Origin of the sequence: Bradyrhizobium ottawaense, from assembly GCF_900099825.1 — a bacterium.
Taxonomy (GTDB): Bacteria; Pseudomonadota; Alphaproteobacteria; order Rhizobiales; family Xanthobacteraceae; genus Bradyrhizobium; species Bradyrhizobium ottawaense_A.
In genome coordinates, this window is the sequence record NZ_LT629693.1 from 5,265,246 (window position 1) to 5,285,822 (window position 20,577).

General features: G+C 60.2%; 17 protein-coding genes. 9 read left to right on the top strand and 8 right to left on the bottom strand.

Going from position 1 to position 20,577, the window contains the following annotated elements; translation table 11 throughout:
• Positions 1-433: 433 nt before the first annotated feature.
• From BLR13_RS24590 to BLR13_RS24600, 3 genes are all read left to right on the top strand, one after another.
• The gene (locus BLR13_RS24590; protein WP_074818563.1) at positions 434-3,169 is read left to right on the top strand and encodes a PAS domain-containing protein; all 2,736 of its coding nucleotides are present in this window, start codon (positions 434-436) and stop codon (positions 3,167-3,169) included.
• The gene (locus BLR13_RS24595) at positions 3,169-3,828 is read left to right on the top strand and encodes a response regulator transcription factor (RefSeq protein ID WP_074831149.1); all 660 of its coding nucleotides are present in this window, start codon (positions 3,169-3,171) and stop codon (positions 3,826-3,828) included. The genes BLR13_RS24590 and BLR13_RS24595 overlap by 1 nt, the downstream gene beginning before the upstream one ends.
• 102 nt (positions 3,829-3,930) lie before the next feature.
• Positions 3,931-4,323: a response regulator transcription factor gene (locus tag BLR13_RS24600; protein WP_074818560.1), complete on the top strand. Its 393-nt coding sequence runs from the start codon at positions 3,931-3,933 to the stop codon at positions 4,321-4,323.
• Between the two features lie 96 nt (positions 4,324-4,419).
• Here the strand turns inward: BLR13_RS24600 and BLR13_RS24605 are convergent, their stop codons facing one another.
• Positions 4,420-5,142: a transcriptional initiation protein Tat gene (locus BLR13_RS24605; RefSeq protein WP_244524932.1), complete on the bottom strand. Its 723-nt coding sequence runs from the start codon at positions 5,140-5,142 to the stop codon at positions 4,420-4,422.
• A gap of 269 nt (positions 5,143-5,411) precedes the next feature.
• On the opposite strand from BLR13_RS24605, the gene BLR13_RS40355 reads away from it, so the two are divergent.
• Positions 5,412-5,594, top strand: a complete 183-nt coding sequence (locus tag BLR13_RS40355; RefSeq protein ID WP_154070785.1) for a hypothetical protein — start codon at positions 5,412-5,414, stop codon at positions 5,592-5,594.
• Between the two features lie 156 nt (positions 5,595-5,750).
• Here the strand turns inward: BLR13_RS40355 and BLR13_RS24610 are convergent, their stop codons facing one another.
• Positions 5,751-6,665, bottom strand: coding sequence for an AraC family transcriptional regulator (locus tag BLR13_RS24610; protein WP_157793717.1), 915 nt, complete (start codon positions 6,663-6,665; stop codon positions 5,751-5,753).
• Positions 6,666-6,975: 310 nt separating this feature from the next.
• Here BLR13_RS24610 and BLR13_RS24615 point away from each other — a divergent pair, with 310 nt between their 5' ends.
• The 5 genes from BLR13_RS24615 (at position 6,976) to BLR13_RS24635 (ending at position 13,055) form a co-directional block, all read left to right on the top strand.
• The gene (locus BLR13_RS24615) at positions 6,976-7,998 is read left to right on the top strand and encodes an NAD(P)-dependent oxidoreductase (RefSeq protein WP_074818559.1); all 1,023 of its coding nucleotides are present in this window, start codon (positions 6,976-6,978) and stop codon (positions 7,996-7,998) included.
• Between the two features lie 59 nt (positions 7,999-8,057).
• Positions 8,058-9,083 carry an aldo/keto reductase gene (locus tag BLR13_RS24620; RefSeq protein WP_349517533.1) on the top strand — a complete coding sequence of 342 codons (1,026 nt, stop codon included), beginning with the start codon at positions 8,058-8,060 and terminating at the stop codon, positions 9,081-9,083.
• Between the two features lie 234 nt (positions 9,084-9,317).
• A complete protein-coding gene (locus BLR13_RS24625) occupies positions 9,318-10,733 on the top strand; it encodes a cytochrome ubiquinol oxidase subunit I (protein ID WP_074818554.1) in 1,416 nt (471 codons plus the stop codon).
• 70 nt (positions 10,734-10,803) lie between these two features.
• Complete coding sequence (gene cydB / locus BLR13_RS24630) at positions 10,804-11,787, top strand: cytochrome d ubiquinol oxidase subunit II (protein ID WP_074818551.1); 984 nt, start codon at positions 10,804-10,806, stop codon at positions 11,785-11,787.
• 14 nt (positions 11,788-11,801) lie between these two features.
• A complete protein-coding gene (locus BLR13_RS24635) occupies positions 11,802-13,055 on the top strand; it encodes an arsenic transporter (RefSeq protein ID WP_074818549.1) in 1,254 nt (417 codons plus the stop codon).
• Between the two features lie 48 nt (positions 13,056-13,103).
• Here BLR13_RS24635 and BLR13_RS24640 read toward each other — a convergent pair whose 3' ends face one another.
• From BLR13_RS24640 to BLR13_RS24665, 6 genes are all read right to left on the bottom strand, one after another.
• Entirely contained in the window at positions 13,104-13,520 is a 417-nt protein-coding gene (locus BLR13_RS24640) for a thioesterase family protein (protein WP_074818546.1), read from the bottom strand.
• Between the two features lie 95 nt (positions 13,521-13,615).
• Positions 13,616-14,863, bottom strand: a complete 1,248-nt coding sequence (locus BLR13_RS24645; protein ID WP_074818544.1) for an oxalate decarboxylase family bicupin — start codon at positions 14,861-14,863, stop codon at positions 13,616-13,618.
• Positions 14,864-14,992: 129 nt separating this feature from the next.
• Complete coding sequence (locus tag BLR13_RS24650; RefSeq protein WP_074818542.1) at positions 14,993-15,532, bottom strand: cytochrome family protein; 540 nt, start codon at positions 15,530-15,532, stop codon at positions 14,993-14,995.
• Positions 15,533-15,737: 205 nt separating this feature from the next.
• Positions 15,738-16,142: a cupin domain-containing protein gene (locus BLR13_RS24655; protein WP_074818538.1), complete on the bottom strand. Its 405-nt coding sequence runs from the start codon at positions 16,140-16,142 to the stop codon at positions 15,738-15,740.
• Positions 16,143-16,281: 139 nt separating this feature from the next.
• Complete coding sequence (locus BLR13_RS24660) at positions 16,282-19,392, bottom strand: efflux RND transporter permease subunit (RefSeq protein ID WP_074818535.1); 3,111 nt, start codon at positions 19,390-19,392, stop codon at positions 16,282-16,284.
• Positions 19,389-20,576 (bottom strand): efflux RND transporter periplasmic adaptor subunit, encoded by a 1,188-nt coding sequence (locus BLR13_RS24665; protein WP_074818532.1) that lies wholly within the window; start codon positions 20,574-20,576, stop codon positions 19,389-19,391. The genes BLR13_RS24660 and BLR13_RS24665 overlap by 4 nt, the downstream gene beginning before the upstream one ends.
• Position 20,577: the final 1 nt, after the last annotated feature.

The window sequence follows — 20,577 nt, forward strand, 5'->3', positions numbered from 1 at the left end:
CAAACTTCCTGTTACATATCGCGCAACGCCCGGTCGCGCCGTTCCAAAGACGTTGGGGACCGTTGTGCATCGTTGCCTCCCGTGGGCTCTGCGTGGGTAGCGGTCGGTACTTGCCTTTACGTGACGAAGTCCGCCGTACTCAGGACGGTTGCGCTCAATCTCTTTGACCGAGATCCTGGACATGTTGTCACCTGCGATCGGATATTCCGATTGGCAGTGAGATTAGGAGGATCGGGATCATCCGCTCAATCGTACGCAGGTAAGCATCCGATATAGAATGGGTTTGGAAGAACTATACGGACGTTTAGGGTGCTCCGTCGTACCCCATGTCGCCGGACCGTATAGGTGTGCGATCGTATCGATCGACGGAATTGCTGATTTTCCTGCAAAGTGCTCTAATTGCCGTCGCCGGAGCCGCAGGACGCACTTGTAGATGACACGTATCCAGCCCACCCAATTCCGGAATCTGGCCGCGCGGCATTTCCTCGGCAGCGCCGACCATCGGATCTCCTCTTACGTCGTGGCGGTCCTGTCGGTTGCTGTTGCAATCATGGCTGGGGAACTTGTGACAAGTCTGCTGCAAGCCGAGCCAATCGCTTCGCTGATGCTTTGTGCTGTCATCTTCACCGCGTGGTTCGCCGGCTTCGGACCCGCGCTGTTGGCGATCGCACTCGCCCTTCTGGCTTTCCATTATTATCTGGTGCCGCCCATCAATTCATTTACCTGGAAGCACAGTCTATTCGTTCTGCATGTTACGGAGGTGCCACGCCTCATACTGTTCTCTATCACGTCCTTCCTTGTTGCATGCGTGATCTCGTCGCAGAAGAAAACAACAGAAGATTTGCGGCGTTCCGGCGAAGATCTGCAAGCGGCGATAGAAGATCAAAAGCGGATTGAAGCCGCGCTCATGGCCAGTACAATGTATTTGACCGAAGCGCAGAGGTTGAGCCGCACCGGAAGCTTCGGTTGGAACGTCGCCAGCGGAGAGATCTTCTGGTCAGAGGAAACCTTCCGGATCTTCCAGCATGATCCAGCAGCGAAGCCGACCCTCGAAGTGATTGTCCAGCGCACCCATCCGGAAGATCGCGTCGCCGTTCAAAAGACCATTGAGCATGCTTCCATCGACGGAAAGGATTTTGACCACGAATATCGATTGTTGATGCCGGATGACTCGGTGAGATATGTCCACGTCGTGGCTCATGCGGCAAGAGATGCGTCGGGTAGCACCGAATTTTTCGGAGCCGTCACCGACGTTACCGTTGCAAGAGAGGCGGAGGGGAAGCTGCGACGGAGTGAGGCCTATTTGGACGAAGCCCAGCGTTTGAGTCACACAAGCAGTTGGGCCTGGGACGTGCGGCGCCGTGAGTTCGCTTATCGGTCACCCGGAGTGTACCACATTTTCGGCTTCGATCCGGACAAAGGTCCTGTGTCGCTGCAGGCGTTCCGGGACCGCATCCATCCCGAAGACAGGGGCCGCAATATCGAAGCAGCGTCTCGAGCAATCCGAGAGAAAGAGGTTTTCGACGTGATTTTCCGGATTGTACTTCCGGATGGATCGATCAAGCGTGTGCGTTCCGTGGGGCACACCGTCATCAATAGCGACGGCGATGTGACTGAGTTAATCGGTACGCATGTGGATGTAACCGAGCAATTCGAAGCCAAGGAGAAGTTGCAACGGGCGTTCGAGGAAATCCAGAGATCCGAAGACCGCATTCGACTGGTGATCGACACAATCCCGACGCTGGTCTGGCGCGCCGGTGTGGACGGGGTTCCCGATTTCCTCAATCAGCCGGCGCTCGATTACACCGGCCTCACACCGGATCAAGCCGAAGCCGGCTGGCCTCGCGCCTTTCATCCTGACGACAAGAAGGGCATGCTGGTGAAGTGGAGCGCAATACGGGCGTCCGGTATGCCCGGAGAGCTTGAAGCCCGGCTGCGGCGTTTCGACGGTGAATATCGCTGGTTTTTGTTCCGAGGCGTGCCGCTGCGCGATGAGTCAGGCAACATCGTCAAATGGTACGGGTCGTCGACCGACATCGAGGACCGCAAGCGGACCGAAAATGCTCTGCGCCAGAGCGAAGCCTATCTGGCCCAGGCACAGCGATTGAGCCTTACCGGTACCTTCGGCTGGCGCGTCGCTACCGGCGAGAATACCTGGTCAGCGGAAACCTTCAGGATTTTTGGATACGACGAGGCGTCATCCGCGACCGTCGATATGGTTCTTGCGCGAACGCATCCGGAGGATCGTGTTGCCGTGCGAAAGGCCATCAACCGTGCCTCCACCGATCAAAATGATTACGATCATGCGTATCGGCTGATGATGCCGGATGGCTCGGTGAAACATGTCCGCGCGGTGGCCCGTGCTACGAGAGATGCATCAGGTGGCATCGAGTTTGTTGGGGCGGTGACGGATGTCACAGCGACCAAACGGGCCGAGGAGAAGCTGCACAAAGCACAGGCCGAACTCGCACATGTGACGCGCGTGACCGCGCTGGGTGAGCTGACGGCCTCCATCGCCCATGAGGTTAATCAGCCGCTTGCCGCCGTCGTCGCCAATGCAGAGGCATGTCTGCGCTGGCTCGACCGCGCAACTCCTGACTTGGCCGCCGCTCGCCGCTCGGCAGAATGGGTCATCAACGACGCCACTCGGGCGAGCGAGGTTATCCGCCGTGTCCGGGCGCTCGCGAACAAGACCGACGTTGAGAAAGTGCCGCTCGACCTCAACGACGTCGTGAGGGACGTCATGGTGCTGGTGCAGCGCGAACTGGCCAGCCACCGCGTATCGGTGCGAATGGAGCTGGCGCCGCTGCCCATGATCCTTGGTGATCGGGTGCAGCTGCAACAGGTGATCATCAACCTGGTGATGAACGGGATTGAGGCGATGCAGCCAGTCACGGATCGACCGCGCGAACTCGCAGTACGATCAGGCCAGGACGAGGCACGACACGCGCTCGTAAGCGTGACCGATTGCGGCATCGGGATTGCTGCCGACAATGCAAATCGGCTGTTCAACGCTTTCTTCACCACCAAGTCCAGCGGCCTCGGGATGGGGCTCTCGATCTGCCGTTCGATCGTGGAAGCTCACGGTGGACGTCTGATGGTGTCCCGCAATGAAGGGCCTGGTGCGACATTTCAGCTGGCTCTGCCCGCGCATCAAGAGGATGCATGATGACCGATCGACCCAAATCATCGCATGAACCGGCAAGCACCAGCGAGTCGATCGTCTTTATTGTCGACGACGATGCTTCCGTGCGCAGGGCGCTGACCAACCTGTTTCAGTCGGTTGGCTTGACGGTTGAAGTATTCGGCTCGGCGGCTGAAATGCTGCAAGGCGAACTTCCAGACGTCGCCAGCTGCCTGGTTCTCGACATCAGGTTGCCAGGACTGAGCGGTCTTGATTTCCAATCCGAGTTGACCAGGGCGAACATTAATATTCCGATCATCTTCATGACCGGCCATGGCGACATTCCGATGAGTGTCAGGGCCATGAAGGGTGGGGCGGTCGATTTTCTGACCAAGCCGTTTCGCGATCAGGACATGCTGGATGCCGTGACGGTAGCGGTTGAACGGGATCGCAAGCGGCGCGAAACCGACAGGATAACCGCGCATTTGCAAGTGCTTCTTAATTCCCTGACCCCCCGCGAGCGGGAGGTTTTGGCTTTGGTTTCGTCCGGCCTCATGAACAAACAGGTAGCAGCGGAACTTGGACTTGCCGAGATCACCGTGAAGCTCCATCGGGGTCATATCATGAGGAAAATGGGAGCGAACTCGCTGGCGGATCTGGTGAGAATGACCGAAACGCTCGGAATTCATCGCAATAAACCCTAGCGTCTACAAACCTAAGTATGGTTTTGCAAAAGTGATTCATGGCGCATTTATCGAATAGGGCCTTGCTAGGGCAAGTGCCTTGGTCCCGCTTCAGGAAGCCCTATGTTGCCAACACTCTCGGTGATTTCAGTTATCGACGACGATGCATCCGTCCGCGCCGCCACCAATAACCTGCTCAGTTCGCATGGATACCTGGTCCATACATTCGCGTCGGCCGAGGAGTTTTTGCAGTCGGCTCGTCTAAACGACTCGTCGTGTGTCATTGCAGACGTCCAGATGCCTGCCATGAGCGGCTTGGACCTCCTGACCTATATGCGCGCCCAGGGGAACGCTGCGCCGTTTATCTTTATCACGGCGTTTCCCGAAGAAAGCGTTCGTGCCCGCGCGTTGAAGGCCGGCGCCCTCGGTTTCCTGGCCAAGCCGTTCGCTGGAACGGAACTGGTCAACTGCGTCGAAGCTGCCGTTAATCGAAATCACGGCGGAACCGGCAAGTAAGACGGTCCAGGCGACCACCAAGTGCCGTCTTAAGGCAAAGCCGACATAAGCGGGCTCGACAGTCAGGACCTGGTCTCGATCCATTGCAGGCAGCTGCTACGTTGCGTAGTGAAAGCCGGCCTGTTGCAGCTCGGGCAGCGTGCCGGCGGCACCTGGAATGAGGACGACGCCATCCACCAGATGGTTGGTCAGTTCCGCGGCAAGCGCGGCGTGAGAGAGCTTGCCGGGGTTGATGTCGAATTTGATGAGGGCCCCGGCGTGTTCCCAGATTGCGTTGTGGCAGGACATGAAAACAACGCCGCGCCGCATCAGCGCGGGGATCGAATTATCCTCGCCGGAGAAGGGTCCCGCCGGGTCCTCATAGTCGACGGAATCGGCGGCCACCGACTTCCGCTCTATGATCGGCGTATTGGTCCTGAACTCGTCGCCCGCAAGGCGCGTGAGCTGGTATTTGTCCCAGATAGCCTGATCGTAGAGCGCGAGCTGCGCCGTGCCGTGGGTCACCGAAACGGCGAGAAAATCCGGATGCTTGAACGACCATATCTGCGAATTGAGCGCGTTGCGCATCAGATTCAGCCACGGCCCTCCGATGTTGGTGTTGTCCCAGGCCTGCCTTGGCGCAGGCCGATAGGAGAACACCTCTGTCAACGCTTCGTGATCCCATTGCTCCTGATGGTTCAGGATCATCGGCACGGTCTTGAAATCGCGACGGCGCGGCGCCTGGGCCAGGCGTTTCTTCAATGCGTCAAGGTAGGTGGCGCCGGGAGGCGTCAATGCGGATTCGACGGCTGCCGCCGCGGGCTCGGCCCGCGCCGACACAAGACCGATCACACTTGTGGCCGCGGTCAAAGCCAACGTCCTCAATACGCCCCTTCGTCCTGGGATGACGTTCACGGTCGCTATCTCCTGTCTGTACCTCTCAGGCAAATAGGCACCGGTGTTGTCGTTGGCTGCTAAATCATTTGTATGAGATGAACGCGCCAGCGCCCGGCATCCGAGGGGGTTCTGACGCGGAGTTTACTGGCGGAGAGGAAATTTCGTTCCGATGTAACTCATCGCCTACCCCAATAACATCCAGCCAGGAGACTATGATGAAATTAGCATTGATTGGTGCAGCCGCGGTCGCCGCGGCAGCTTTCGCAACTCCCGCCTTGGCACGGGCCGATGCCGGCTACTACGTCTACTCGCAGAACGGGAACGCCGTGATCTTGGATCACACGGCTGCGTCCGACGCATACCGCTATCACGGCGGGCCGAAAGCAAACGATTGATTGCAGGCTGCGAGGTGATCGGCGCCATCGGGGCCAGCTTCGACACGCAGGAGCACGACGTGCAAATCGCGCAAGCCAGGTTGGCAGCGACCCTCATTGAATTGAGCCCCGCCAATGGGTTCTGACGCAAGTGATCCTGATTTTCAGCTTCCGAAGCTAGTCCTCTCGGTGGCGCCGATACTCGGTCGGCGTAAGTCCGGTGAATCTGCGAAATGCCCTGGTGAACGAACTGGTCTCGCGAAAGCCGATCCGAATGCCGATCTGCGTCACCGAGAGCGCCGGCCTCTGCAACAGGCTCCTCGCGCGATCCATCCGCCGGGCCATATGGTAACGGTGCGGCGGCACGCCGAAGGATTGCGTGAATGCGCGAGCAAAATGATAGAGGCTCAGATCGGCGAGTTCTGCCAGAGCGGCCAGCGAAATCTCCTCCGCAAGATGCTCCTCGATGAATTCCGTCACATGCTTCTGCCGCCACACCGGCAAGCCGCCACGTAGTGGTTTGGCCGCAGCGGACGTCGCTCCTTCCAACCGCATGATTTCGTGCATCAATACGAGGCTCAACGCCTCCGCATACTCGCGGCTACCTGGGTCGGACTTCCCGACCTCGGCCTTGAGTTTAAGCGCCGTGTCCCAGACCGTGCGATCGAAGAAAAACAAGCGTGGGCTGATCGTAGGGCAGGCGATGCCGGATCCTGGATCAAACAACCGATCCTTCAGATCGATATAGAAATAGGTGACGCGGGTCAGCACCCGCGGCGTCTGCCACCCGTAGAACCGATGTCCGGCCGGCACCAAGCTGAGCTTGCAATTGAACTCGCGGAGGGTCGATTTTGGCAAGCCCTCGATGAGCGTCTCGCCATCATCTCGTTCTGCTCGCTCGTAAGCGATCAGCAGGTGTCTTCGCGCCTGAAAGCCGTATTCGAAGGTCTCGCGCCGGGTAATTCTCACATTGTCCGCCTGTATTGCGCCCCAAGTCGCCTGTCGGCGGCGGGCGATATCAGGCGGAGAAATGTCGACGATCGATGGAGGTGAGGAGGGAAAATCGGAACGGCTATCGCCGACATCACTCATTCGTTCTCGCGACACTCGCATCCCTGCGCTTTCATCAGAATTGTAGTCGCACCGAGACTATTCGGATGGATCGTTGCGGCCATTAAATTCCGGTTCAGATAGCTAAATTCGATTTTATTCACGGTGAGAGGCGCGAGCCCCCGGACGGAACATGCAACCTGACGAGTGTCCGGCTGTGCCATCTCAAATCCAAGCAAGAAGACGTAAGGCGCGGCAAGCTGAGACAAGCGCCAGCTCCGTCCGTCACCAGTTAGTGGGGTGTGTCCGTCGCAAGCCGCGGACGATTCGGCCGGACCCGTCAGGAACCTCTATGTCCAAGCATAAATCTTCCCCCGTCGCTCTTGGGGGGGCATCTGAAAATCCTTCCCGCGAGCACTCTGTCATTTCGAGATCAGCCGCCACCTGCCGGTCGGCATTGGGCGAAATCGGCTTTGTCGGCCTTGGTCACATGGGACGGCCGATGGCCGCAAACCTCGCAGCCGCCGGACGACGGGTGATCGCATATGTCCGCCGCCCGGATCAGTTTGGTGAACTCGAGGCGCTCGGTCTGAACCCTACGACGGATATCGGCGACCTGCTCGACTGCGACGTCGTCATCAGCATGTTGCCGGACGACGATGCCGTAAGGGAGGTCGTATTCGGTGACAGCAGCGACAATCTCGACGGTCTGGCGGCGGGTTTGATGCCCGGCGCGATCCACCTATCGATGAGCACCATTAGCACGGCGGCGGCGTCGGCCATGGCGAGCGAGCATGCGCGGTACGGGCAGGGTTACGTGGCTGCGCCGGTGTTCGGGAATCCGGATGCAGCCAAAGCGCGTCAGCTGTTCATCGTTGCCGCTGGTGCTTCGGCCGATATAGAGCGTTGCCGGCCGGTCCTCGACAGCCTCGGACAAAGGACTTTTACCGTCGGTTCCGATCCAGGAGACGCAAACCTCTTCAAGCTGCTCGGCAATATGATGAGCGCAACGGCGCTGCAGATGCTGGGGGAAGTCGTTGCCGTCGTCCGCAAGCGCGGGCTGGATCCGCAGCCGTTCATCGACATTATGACGAGCGCGATGTTCGGTGGACGCGCGCACAAGATCTATGGCGACAAGATTGCCAAGCAGATCTACACGCCCGGATTCGTCTTGCCCCTCGTGCTGAAGGATGTGCGCTTGGCGCTCGCGGAGGCAGAGAAGGCCGGCGCTCCGATGCCGTCGGTGGGCATCGTTCGGGACCGGCTGATCTCGGGTATTGCCCGTGGTTACGGCGACCTTGACTGGACTGCCCTCGGGCTCATCGCCGCCGAAGAGGCAGGACTCTACGCAGTGCCTTCGGTCACCGCCGGTTGAGGTTGGACTTGCCCGCCACCAATAGCCCCAAGGCGCGCGCACTCAAGGAGAACAGGATCATGGCTCGTCAAGCAGAAGCTCGCAAAATGAACATGGAACGCACCAACATTCCCGGCACGTCGCTCAGGGTGTCGCCGGTCGCTATCGGGACGTGGGCGATCGGCGGGTGGATGTGGGGTGGAACCGACGAAGCTGAATCGATCGCTACCATCCAGGCCGCTTTCGAGCATGGCATCAACCTTGTCGACACGGCCCCGGTTTACGGATTCGGTCGCTCCGAAGAGATCGTTGGCAGGGCGATCGCCGAAGGCGGGCTGCGCTCGAGCGTGATCATCGCCACAAAGGTCGGACTGCAATGGGAGAGCGGGAAGGTATCTCGCAACGCCAGTCGCGCCCGCATCGCGCGGGAGGTCGAGGATTCGTTGCGCCGGCTTCGAACCGATTACATTGATATCTACCAGGTTCATTGGCCCGACCCCTTGATTACGATCGAAGAGACCGCGGACGCGATGCACATGCTGTTCGCGCAGGGAAAAATCCGAGCCATCGGAGTGAGCAACTTTTCGGTCGGCCAGATGGAACGATTTCGCCGCGTCGCGCCGCTGCATGTACTGCAGCCGCCGTACAATCTGTTCGAGCGCGGTATCGAGGCCGACCTTCTGCCCTATTGCCAGAAACACGGAATTGCGATGCTGGGATATGGAGCGCTGTGCCGCGGCCTCTTGTCCGGACGAATGCAGGCGAATACCGCTTTCAGCGGCGACGATCTGAGGCGAGCCGACCCGAAATTCCTCCAGCCGCGATACTCACAATATCTGGCCGCCGTGGGCAAGCTCGACCGCCTCGCGCAACGTTTCGGCAAGCGCGTTATCCACCTGGCGGTCCGCTGGATGCTGGACCAGGGCGTCACCACGGCATTGTGGGGCGCGCGTCATCCCGATCAGCTAAAGCCGGTCGACGAGGTGACTGGCTGGTCGCTCGATGCCGCTGCCAAGGCCGAGATCGACCTTATCCTGCGCGAGACCATCACCGATCCGGTCGGGCCCGAATTCATGGCGCCGCCGGAACGAAGCGCCGCAGCGTGACGTGCACTGACGCAATCTCGCCCGAGCAGTTGCTGCTTGGTGAGGCTCTTGACCCGCTGGCCGGGGGTACTGGATCGCGCGACCGATCAGGGGTGAGGTTAAAGCCTAACGGCGAATTTAATAGTGGTCCGTTGTCCTGTTGCTACCTTCAGGTAGTTGCCCTTGTCCTCCACGGTCGACTTCCAGAGCAAAGGGCATCCAGTTATTGCGGCGAGCCCGGGCCAGGAGAATTAAATGGATATGACGGCGCTTCTTCTGTCGCGAATCCAGTTCGCCTTCACCATCACGTTCCATATCATCTTTCCATCCTTCACGATCGGACTGGCGGCCTGGTTGACCGTTCTAGAAACGCTTCATCTTAGGACCGGTCGCCCGGTCTATCAGGTGCTGTTTGAATTCTGGCTGAAGATATTCGGCGTGGCATTCGGATTGGGCGTGGTGTCGGGGATCGTGATGGCATTCCAGTTCGGTACCAACTGGAGCGTGCTGTCCAAAATGTCCGGACCCATCCAGGGCCCGCTTCTGATGTATGAGACGTTTACCGCCTTCATGCTCGAAGCCGGTTTCTTCGGTGTCCTCATCTTTGGCCGCAGCCGCGTGCGTCCGTGGTTCTACTTGTTCTCAACCGCGATGGTGGCGCTTGGGACTACGTTTTCGGCGTTCTGGATCATGGTCAATAACAGCTGGATGCAGGTGCCCACCGGCTTCGCTATGGAGAATGGCGCTTTCGTTCCAAACGACTGGACCAAAATCATCTTCAATTCGGTGGTGTGGTCGCGATTTCCGCATATGCTGCTGGCTTCCTACCTGACCGGTGCCTTCTGCGTTGCCGCGACCGGCGCCTGGTACCTGCTGCGGAAGGTATATCACGCCGAGTCCCGCATCATGCTGCGCATGGGCCTTGGTCTCGCCGCTGTGCTGATGCCGGTCCAGCTGCTGTTTGGACATCTGGTCGGTGGGTACGTCAACACATACCAGCCAGCCAAGATGGCTGCGATCGAGGGACGCTGGAACGACGAGAGACCAGGCTCCGAAGTCCTGTTCGCTTGGCCGGATGTGGAGAACCGGCGCAACCTGTTCGCAATCACGCTGCCACCGCCTTTCGGCAGCTTGATCGATTCCGACAGCCTCACGGCGGGGGAAACCGGACTCAACAGCATTCCCCCGGAGAACTGGCCGCCGGTGGTTATCCCGTTCTACAGCTTCCGCATCATGGTGGGATGCGGCCTGGCGATGCTGGGGCTCGCCTGGTTCGGTACCTATCTGAGTTTCAGGCATCGCCTGGCCTACATTCGTCCCATGCTCTGGCTGACTTTCCTGAGCTTTCCACTCCCCTTCATTGCGATCATTACCGGCTGGTTCACCGCTGAAGTCGGCCGTCAGCCCTGGGTGGTCTATGGCATGTTGCGAACCGCGGACGCGATGACGCCGTTCCTGACCACGCGCGCGGCGACCATCTCGCTCGTGATCTTCTGTGCGGTCTACGCCTTCATCTTCCTGTTCGGTACGTTTTATATCTATCGACTTATCCGCACTGGTCCCCGCAGCAAGCTGTTCGAGACTTCGCATCTCGCGGTTCCGAACCGGCCGATGTCGCTGGCCGACCAGGAACAAAGTCAGGAACCAGGCTACGTCAGCGCTGGAGAATAGCCATGTTCCTGCTTTGGGCATCGCTGTTTGCCGCCAGCATTCTGCTCTACGTCATCACCGGAGAATGAATATGGTCATGTTCTGGGTCTCGCTTTTGGCCATCAGCATTCTGCTCTACGTGCTGCTCGACGGTGTCGACCTCGGCGTCGGCTTGCTGTTCGGACTGGCGACCGGCGAAGCCAGGCGTGGCGCGATGCTAAGCTCTGTCGCGCCGATCTGGGACGGCAACGAGACCTGGCTGGTGGTCACCGCGGTGATCCTGTGGGGGGCTTTCCCCATTGTCTATGCCACGTTGCTGTCGGCCTTCTATCTCCCTCTCATCGTCATGTTGCTCGGCCTGATCCTGCGTGGTGTGGCGTTCGAGTTTCGCTACAAGACCGAGCGACTGCGGTGGATCTGGGATTTGAGCTTTGGCGGCGGGTCTCTTATTGCAACTTTCATCCAGGGGTTGACCGTCGGGGCCCTGGTGGAAGGATTGCCACTCACAAACGGCGACTATTCCGGCGGGGAGATCGGCTGGCTCACGCCATTTGCGGTCCTGTGCGGTATCGGCCTGTGTCTTGGCTACGCGCTTCTTGGCGCCTGCTGGCTGCTCAGGAAGTGCGACGCCGAGGTTCGCGACATCGCGCGCCGCCAGATTCCCGTGCTTGCGATTGGTGTGCTGGCGTTCCTTCTACTTGTGTTCGCCTATGCGCTCGTCGAGCACCTTCCGATCCTGCATCGCTGGATCGATCGCCCCTATCTGTTCGTGTTCCCCGTGACGGCAGCGCTCGCAGCAGCGGTACTCGCGCTCAGCATCCTGAACCACGACGATTACCTGCCGTTCTATATGGTCGCGCTGATCTTTGTATCGGCCTTTGGCACCCTGGCGCTGTCCTTCTGGCCCTATATGATCCCGTTCGTCATCACCATCGATGGGGCCGCCGCGCCGCAGTCCAGCCTTGTCTTCATGTTTTGGGGTGGCGTCGTCGTTTTCCCGCTGATGCTGATCTACACGGTCATCAGCTACAGCGTTTTCAGGGGCAAGGTCGTGCCAACGGCCGGACACCATTAAGTTTCCACGCGTTCATGCTTTTCAATTCGGCGATCTGGATTATTGCGGCTGCTGCAACATTAGGCGTAATCGCCCGGCCATGGAATTTGCCGGAATTCGTCTGGGCGGTGATGGGTGCCACGATGCTGTTGCTGTTCAACTTGCTGCCGTGGCGGACGGCGGCCGCGGCCGTCGGTGAGGGCACCGACGTCTATCTCTTCCTGATCGGCATGATGCTGTTGTCGGAGGTCGCCAGGAAGGAGCGGCTGTTCGACTGGCTCGCGACCCGGGCGGTCAGGCATGCGCGAGGCTCAGCCAAACGACTATTCCTGATCATTTACGTCGTCGGCGCCCTGGTGACGGCGTTCCTGTCGAACGACGCCACCGCTGTGGTGATGACGCCAGCGGTCTATGCAACGACCCGGGCCGCGCAGGTCGAGCCGCTGCCTTATCTCTTCATCTGCGCTTTCATCGCCAACGCCGCGAGTTTTGTCCTCCCGATCGCCAATCCTGCCAACCTCGTCGTGTTCGGCGGACAGATGCCGGCGCTTTGGGATTGGCTGCGCTATTTTGCCGGGCCATCACTCGCTGCGATCCTCGCGACCTACGTCGCACTGCGGCTGACGCAACGGCGGGCGCTCGATGCAAAGGTTGCCGCGATCGAGGTCACGCCGCCGCTGACGCCAGGTGCCACACTTGCGGCGATCGGAATCGCACTCACCGTAGTGGCGCTTCTTGTGGCATCCGCGTTCGACCGGCCACTCGGGTTACCGACCTTTTGCGCCGGCGCATGCTTGACGGCCATTGTGCTGGTCATCGCCCGGAAATCGCCGCTGCCGGTTCTCAACGATATTTCGTGGGGCGTGCTGCCACTGGTTGCGGGTCTATTCGTGCTTGTCGCGGGGTTAAATCAAACCGGTGTGTTGTCCGCGCTGGCCCGCAACCTGCACGACGCTGCGGCGGTTTCGCCGCACGCGACGTCGTGGATCGCAGGCATCATCGTCGCCGTTGGAACCAACATCGTCAACAATCTGCCGCTGGGTCTGATCGCCGCGACCACAAATCATGCCGCACGGTTGCCGGCGCAGGTGGCCGGCGCGATCCTGATCGGCGTCGATCTCGGGCCCAATCTTTCCGTAACAGGATCGCTCGCCACTATGCTGTGGCTGATCGCATTGCGCCGGGAGAGCGAGAACGTGACGTTGCACCAGTTTCTCAAACTGGGTCTCATCGTCATGCCACCCGCGCTGCTGCTGTCGCTGCTTGCCTTTTCCGCGATGTCGTCGTGAAACGGAAAATCATCCGTGGGCTGGGAAGGGCCGCGCTTTCGGATGGATTCAATCGATACTCACGGTGAGCTGCTTTACGCCGAACCGCTGCTCAAATTCCCGCACATTTACGGTGCCCCGGCGATGGGTACCATCGCCGATCTTGCGATCGCCGTCCCAGGCCTCAACCTCGAACAGCACGCTCCTGGGATCGATCCTGATCACGCGAGAAATGGCGCGGACGTTGCGACCAGCCGGCGTTGCGGCGAGGTGACGGACTTTCACGTCCATGCCGACGCTGACGAAGCCCTCCGGCAGATGCGAGGCGATCGCGGAGCCGGAGGCCATTTCCATATGCAGGATCATCATCGGCGTGGCGTAGACCTGCGGCATGTCAGCCACGAAATGACCGACCGTCATCTCCGAGGTTACCGTCACGGTTTTCTCTGCGGTCATGCCGATCGTGACGTTGTCGAGCGCACCCATATCGGCCTCGTTCGTGATCCCGTTATGCGCTGGCGGCTATTTGCGGCGCCACCAGCAACATTTGGTGTGTCAAAGCCCGACCTTGGCTCCGTGATCTACGATTCGGGCATTACGCCCGGGGCGTTGTCCGGCCATTTCGCGATGGTCTGCTCGTCTACATTCAGATGCTGGGCGACCATCGCCGGCGGCGTGTGCGTCAGCCAATTGGACAGAGAAACCTCCTCATAGCGTGAGGCCTTAAAGACCGCGACAAAGACCATATCGGTGTCGCCGACGTTCTCGATATAGTGGCCCAGGTTCTTCTTGACGTAGCCGATGTCCCCGGGATTGAAGTCCATCGTCATCGCATTCGGCCCGGTATTGAACACGGTCATGCGCGCCTTGCCCTTGATGTAATACTGCCATTCGTCGGCGTTCGGATGCCAGTGCATCTCGCGGATGCCGCCTGGACGAACCGTCACCAGCGCGGCCGCAATCCTCGTCGAGACCGTGAAGTTGCTGCTGTCGGCAATCCGCACGTCGCCGCCTTTGGATTGCTTGGTCGGAGTTGACGATCCAAGCCTGAAGATAAACGGATGCGGTGGAACGTCCCCGTTCTTCCTGACCGCGCCGCGGTCCGAGGCCAGATCGCCGGGCAGCGTTCCCTGGAAGATCCACAGATTCTGCAGCGGAATCCTGGCGAACGTCTGGGCCGGAACGCCAAAATTCTTGGCCAGCACCTCGGGAGGCGTATGGGCGAACCAGTCCGTCACCAACAGCGTATTGAACTCGCTGGCGTCGCCGTCGTCAAAGCAGATCACGAATTCGCAACCGTCCGGGCCGAGACCCTGCAGCGAATGGGGCTGGCCTGCCGGGAAATACCAGAGGTCGCCTTCATTGACGTCGGCAATGTAGGGCCGCCCGACGGCGTCGAGAACCGTCACGCGGCAACTGCCGTATGTCATAATCGCCCACTCCGCGGCCTGGTGCCAGTGCAATTCCCGGATGCCCCCGGCTGTCAACCGCATGTTGACGCCGGTGATCGTGTCGGAAATCGCAAAATCCTTCTGCGTCACCTCGCGCGCCCAGCCGCCGTTCTGGACGCGCTTTGGCGCGTTGTTGAAGGAGGCCCAGTCCATCGGCATGCCGCCGACGTCGGTCGCCGGCGGAAATTGCGCCGAAGGAAACTGGTTGCCGATGGCCTCGCTTTGCGGGCCGGGATCCCTGAGATTTCCCGGAGCCCTGGCGTTGACTGCACCTTGCGGCGGCAGGTCCGGATTGCCGAAGGAGGCGGCACGTGCTGCGCTGGCGGTCATCACAGCGCCCGCAGCGGACACTGCCAGCATATCCCGTCTCGAAAACATGTTACGTCTCCTATCCAAAATTGACTGGGTGTAGGTGAGAGATAGGCTCACGATTATCGTGAGCCATTAAATTAACATTCAGGATGCTTTTGCGGATCGGGCCGATTTGAATCGCCTGCATGGCATGCTTCAATTTCGAGGGGTGTTGTTGGTGTTCAAGTCCGACGCGGACGTCCGGTTCGGTACGCGGACGTCGACCACGCCGTGGTTGAGAGCTTGATGGCATGAGTTGCATGCGTCAGTCAGGTCGGCATAGGCCTTGGCAAAGGCTGTGGTGTCTTTCGAATGGATCGCGCTGTTGAGCTCCTTGAACGGCTGCTCTGTAACCGAAGCGATCATGTCCGGAAAAGAGATGTCGTGTTCCGTTGGATGGGCTTGGCCGAGCCGATTGAACGCCCCGTGTAGATTGCCAAGCTCGTAGGCAGCAAATTCCCAGTTGCCATCCTGTTCGGCCCGCCAGAGCCGCTCGTGCCGCGGTTGAATTGTCGCGATCATCAGGTCGCTGATACTTGGCAGATATCCGGCGGCTTGAGGTGAGGGCGCTGCGTCTGGCCCCGCGGCCACGCTCCGCGTCGTCGCAAAGCCGACCGCCAGGATCGCGGCGGCAATAGCGATCGCCCCAATTGCGATCTGATGGCGTCGGATCCCAGCTGCGTTTGGGCCGCTCATGCGCGCACCGGGAGCTTGGTCAAGAGCGGCGTGGAGGTCCCGGTTTCGATGACCGTGCGGCGGGTAACCTCAACTGCGTTTAGCCCGGTATTGAATTCGCGCTCGTCCATGATGGCTCCATGTTCGCCGAGTCGTTCAAGCTGCTGGCAGGAAGACATTGGGCTTACGGCCGGTGTCGTCCTGCCGCCCCCAGGAAGCGCCCGGCTTACGGCCAGGTATCGTCCGGAAGGTTGACAACGATTGGTGTCGCGGTGCTGCGCACGACCACCCATCGAAACGGCTCCTGTTTCGACGGATTGATTTCCATGTGCGGCAGGAAAGCGGGGACATGAATGAAATCGCCGGCGCGTGCACGCGCGACCGATTCGCCGCTTTCGCCCCAGCGGATTTCGCAGATGCCGGAGAGGACGTAAGCAATCGTCTCCTGCTCTCCATGATGATGGATTCCCGTCCGCGATCCCGGCTCCACCTCGAACAGTCCGCCCCAGATGGCCGATGTAATGCCGAGCGCCGGCGCGATGGCGGCGCGACGTTCGGAGCCTGACGTCTGCGCCGTACCCCGATCGAATTCGGCCGGGCTGACGATGTGGATTGCAGCAGATGAACTCATGGCGTCCCGGATCGGTTTGAATTCCTGCCTGCTAAATTAAGCAGCGGCCGATGGGAGAGCCATTAAATTGGAGTTTAGCAATACGCGCCGAATTGAGGCAGGCCCTTCGAGGAGGACCGCAGGGCCTGCCAAACCACGTTCATTCGGCAGGCGCCGCCTCAGCGTGGCCCGGGGCGGCCTGCTTCTTTTCCCCGAACAGCCAGGTCTGCAAGCGGTCCAGGTAGATATAGACGACCGGCGTCGTATACAGCGTGAGAACCTGCGACAGAGCGAGGCCGCCGACGATGGCGTAGCCGAGCGGCTGGCGAAGCTCCGATCCGACTCCGCTTCCGAGCATCATCGGAACGCCGCCCAGCAGCGCCGCCATCGTCGTCATCAGGATCGGCCTGAAACGCATGATGCAGGCCTGATAAATCGATTCCTCCGCCGTTAACCCCTGCTCATGCTCGACGTGCTGGGCAAAATCGACCAGCATGATTCCGTTCTTCTTGACGATGCCAATGAGCAGGATGATGCCGACGATCGCGATCACGCTGAGATCGTAGTGAACCGCCATCAGCAGCAGCAGCGCGCCGAGACCGGCCGATGGCAAGGTCGAGATGATCGTGATCGGATGAATCAGGCTCTCGTACAGCACACCGAGAATGATGTAGATGACGAACAGCGCGGCGGCGATGAGGATCGGCGTGCTCGACAACGAGTCGCCGAACGCCTGGGCGTTGCCCTGAAAGCTGGTCTGGAGCGAGAGTGGCTTGCCGAGGTCTTTCTCGATCTTCTGGATGGAACTGACCGCCTGGCCGATCGCGGTGCCCGGCAGGAGGTTGAAAGAGATCGTCACCGACGGGAACTGGCCCTGATGATTGACCACTAGCGGCGCCACCTTCACCACCGAGTCGACAAGCGTTGATAACGGCACCTGCTGACCGCTCGATGATTTGACGTAAATGCCGTTGAGCGCTTCGGGCCCATACTGGAATTTGGGATCGACCTCCAGGACGACATGATACTGATTCAGGGTCGTGTACATGGTCGAGACGATACGCTGGCCGAAAGCGTCGTCGAGTGTGTTGTCGATGGTATAGGGCAGGATGCCATAGCTCGAGGCGACTTCGCGCTTGATGGTAATGTCGAGCATCGGCCCGGCATTGAGCTGGTCGGTGGCGACGTCGGCGATGCCAGGGATGGTCTTGATCCTGTCGAGGAACAGCCCTGCCCAATGGTTTAGCTCGCCGGGATCGGCGTCGTTCAGCGTGTACTGATACATCGTCTTGGACACGCGGCCGCCGATCGTGATGTCCTGCGCGGCCTGCATATAGAGCGTGATCCCCTGGATCTTGGCGAGGTTGGTCCGCAGCCGCGCGAGCACCTGGTCCATGCTGCCGCGCTGACTTTGGGGCTTCAGCGCGATATACACGCGGCCGTTATTGACCGTGGTATTGCCGCCGCCCGCACCGACCGCCGCGCCGACTGTGGCAACCGCGGGGTCTCGCATCACCGCGTCGAGCAAGGCTTGCTGGCGCTCGGCCATCGCCTGGAAGGAGATATCCTGCGCGGCCTCGGACAGGCCGATGATCAATCCGGTATCCTGTTCGGGGAAGAAACCCTTGGGGATCAGCACGAACAGATATCCGGTCAACGCAATGGTGCCGAGCATTGTCATCAGGGTGATGAAGCGGTGCCGCAGTACGATCTTGAGGCCGGCCTCATAGAGGTGGAGCAGGCCATCGAAGCCGCGTTCGGAAAGCCGGTAGAGCCATCCGTGTTCCTTGCTCTCCGGCTTGAGCAGGTAGGCGCACATCATCGGCGTAAGCGTCAGCGAGATCAACAGCGACAGTACCAGCGCAACACTGACGGTGATGGCAAACTCGCGGAACAGGAGGCCGACATATCCCCCCATCAGGAACAGCGGAATGAACACGGCGATCAGCGACAGCGTGATCGACACGATGGTAAAACCGATCTCGCCGGCGCCTTTCAGCGACGCTTCGAACGGCGAGGCGCCTTCCTCCATGTGCCGCACGATGTTCTCGATCACGACGACGGCGTCGTCGACCACGAAGCCGACAGCGATCGACAATGCCATCAAGGAGAGATTATCGAGACTGTAGCCGAGCTCGTAGAGTACGGCGAAAGTGCCGACCAGCGACAGCGGCACGGTGACGGCCGGAATAACGGTGGCCCAGAAATTGCGGAGGAATAAGAAGATTACCATCACCACCAGCGCGACCGTGAGCATTAACGTGAACTGCACGTCGCTGACCGAAGCGCGGATGGTCTCGGTGCGGTCGGAGATGATATTGACCTTGACCGCGGGCGGAATCGAGGCCTGAAGCACCGGCATCGCTGCCTTGATGCGGTTCACCGTGTCGACCACGTTGGCGCCGGGCTGGCGCTGGATCGCCAGGATGACCGAGCGCTTCTGGTTGAACCAGCCGGCGATCAGGTCATTCTCCGGCGCACTGACGGCGCGGCCAACGTCGCGTATGCGGACCGGCGCCCCGTTGCGATAGGCGATCACCAGATTGGCGTAGTCATCGGCCTTCAGCAACTGATCGTTGGTGTTGAGCGTGTAGGTCTGGCGCGGGCTGTTGAGCGTACCTTTCGCCAGATCGACATTCGCTTGGCCGAGCGCCGTCCGAACATCCTCGAGGTTGATGCCGCGAGCCGCCAGAGCCTGCGGGTCGAGCTGCACGCGAACGGCGGGCTTCTGCTGACCGCCGATACCCACAAGACCGACGCCGGATATCTGCGATATCTTTTGCAGCAGGATATTCTCTGCATAGGCGTCGACGGTGGTCAGCGGCAGGGTGTCTGAGGTCAGGCCGAGCACCAGAATCGGCGTGTCGGCTGGATTGACTTTCCGGATCGTTGGTGGGTACGGCATGCCCACCGGCAAATACGGGGTCGCAGCATTGATCGCCGACAGCGCGTCGCTGACGGTCCCATCGATCTGACGGTTCAAATCGAACTGCAGGGTAATCTGGGTATAGCCGAGTGCGCTCGCCGACGTCATCTGGGCGAGACCCGGGATTTCGCCGAACTGCAATTCGAGTGGAGTCGCCACTGAAGACGCCATGGTCTGCGGATCGGCGCCCGGCAGCTGGGCCGTGATCTGAAGGGTCGGGTAATTGACGTTCGGCAGAGCCGCCACCGGCAATAGCGGATAGCTGACCAGGCCGCCGACCAACAGCCCGACCATCAGCAGGGCGGTAGCGATCGGCCGATGGATGAACGGAGCGGATATGTTCATGGGATGGGTGCCTGCTGAGCGCTCTGTGCAATAGCTTCCTGCGCTGCCTGGCCGTGCAGCATCGTGACACGCGTGCCCGGTTGCAGCTTGTATTGTCCGTCGACCACGACCTGCTCATTGGCCTTGAGCCCGGAATCAATCAGGGCCTGGCCGCTGCTGATCTGAGCGACCTTGACCGGCTGGCTCTGGACCGTGTTGTTGTTGGGATCGATGACGTAAACGTAGGCGCCACTCGGACCCTGCTGCACCGCCGATGCAGCGACGGTCAGGCCATTGCGCCTTGTATCAACGAGCAGCCGCGCGTTGACGAGCTGGCCAGGCCAGAGCCGGTGCGTTTTGTTGGCAAAATTCGCCTTGAGCTGGATTGAGCCCGTGGTCTGCAGGATCTCGTTGTTGACGAGGCCGAGCGCGCCTTGCTCCAGCAGGGTCGTATCGTCCTGGCTGTAGGCGAGAACCGCAAGCGGAGCTTTGGTATTCTGCTGTTGCTGCTGAATTTGCGGCAGGACGGTCTCGGGGAGAGTGAAGATCAGCGAAATCGGATCGATCTGCGTAACGACGACGAGGCCGTTCGTGCTTGAGGGACTGATGATATTGCCGACGTCGATCTGGCGAATGCCGGCCACGCCATCGATCGGCGACGTCAGGCGCGTAAAGCTGAGCTGCACTTTGGCGGCGTCGATCAACGCCTGATCGGCCTTGATTGCCGCCTCGAGCTGTCCCACTTGCGCCTTCTGGGTCTCGAGCAATTGCGGAGTGGCCCAGCCCTTCTCACCCAATGTGGTGTAGCGAGCGAGATTGGCCTGGGCGTTGATGAGCTGGGCCTGGTCGCGTTCGAGGTTTCCGGTGTACTGATCGATCAAGGCCTGATAGGGCCGCGGATCGATCTGCGCGAGCAGGTCGCCGGCATGCACGGTCTGGCCTTCGGTGAAGTTGATGCTGATGATTTGCCCCTGGATCTGAGCGCGCACGACGTCGGTGTTGTAGGCAATCACCGTGCCGACGCCGCTGAGATAGATCGGCACGTCATGCTGGGCGACCACGTCGGCGACGACCGACACCGCAGGTGGTGGAGCGGGCGCGGCCGCGGCCGTCTCCAGTGGGTGAGTGTGCGTGAAGTACAGAAGACCGCCGGCCGCGATAGCGGCGGTCAGTACAGCAGCGGAAATGGTGGCTTTCTTTTTCATG

Excerpts from the sequence above, each read along its gene's own strand:
- BLR13_RS24590 (WP_074818563.1), top strand. The coding sequence starts at position 434 with ATGACACGTATCCAGCCCACCCAATTCCGGAATCTGGCCGCGCGGCAT.
- BLR13_RS24595 (WP_074831149.1), top strand. The coding sequence starts at position 3,169 with ATGACCGATCGACCCAAATCATCGCATGAACCGGCAAGCACCAGCGAG.
- BLR13_RS24600 (WP_074818560.1), top strand. The coding sequence starts at position 3,931 with ATGTTGCCAACACTCTCGGTGATTTCAGTTATCGACGACGATGCATCC.
- BLR13_RS40355 (WP_154070785.1), top strand. The coding sequence starts at position 5,412 with ATGATGAAATTAGCATTGATTGGTGCAGCCGCGGTCGCCGCGGCAGCT.
- BLR13_RS24610 (WP_157793717.1), bottom strand. The coding sequence starts at position 6,665 with ATGAGTGATGTCGGCGATAGCCGTTCCGATTTTCCCTCCTCACCTCCA.
- BLR13_RS24615 (WP_074818559.1), top strand. The coding sequence starts at position 6,976 with ATGTCCAAGCATAAATCTTCCCCCGTCGCTCTTGGGGGGGCATCTGAA.
- BLR13_RS24620 (WP_349517533.1), top strand. The coding sequence starts at position 8,058 with ATGGCTCGTCAAGCAGAAGCTCGCAAAATGAACATGGAACGCACCAAC.
- BLR13_RS24625 (WP_074818554.1), top strand. The coding sequence starts at position 9,318 with ATGGATATGACGGCGCTTCTTCTGTCGCGAATCCAGTTCGCCTTCACC.
- cydB (WP_074818551.1), top strand. The coding sequence starts at position 10,804 with ATGGTCATGTTCTGGGTCTCGCTTTTGGCCATCAGCATTCTGCTCTAC.
- BLR13_RS24635 (WP_074818549.1), top strand. The coding sequence starts at position 11,802 with ATGCTTTTCAATTCGGCGATCTGGATTATTGCGGCTGCTGCAACATTA.
- BLR13_RS24640 (WP_074818546.1), bottom strand. The coding sequence starts at position 13,520 with ATGGGTGCGCTCGACAACGTCACGATCGGCATGACCGCAGAGAAAACC.
- BLR13_RS24645 (WP_074818544.1), bottom strand. The coding sequence starts at position 14,863 with ATGTTTTCGAGACGGGATATGCTGGCAGTGTCCGCTGCGGGCGCTGTG.
- BLR13_RS24650 (WP_074818542.1), bottom strand. The coding sequence starts at position 15,532 with ATGAGCGGCCCAAACGCAGCTGGGATCCGACGCCATCAGATCGCAATT.
- BLR13_RS24655 (WP_074818538.1), bottom strand. The coding sequence starts at position 16,142 with ATGAGTTCATCTGCTGCAATCCACATCGTCAGCCCGGCCGAATTCGAT.
- BLR13_RS24660 (WP_074818535.1), bottom strand. The coding sequence starts at position 19,392 with ATGAACATATCCGCTCCGTTCATCCATCGGCCGATCGCTACCGCCCTG.
- BLR13_RS24665 (WP_074818532.1), bottom strand. The coding sequence starts at position 20,576 with ATGAAAAAGAAAGCCACCATTTCCGCTGCTGTACTGACCGCCGCTATC.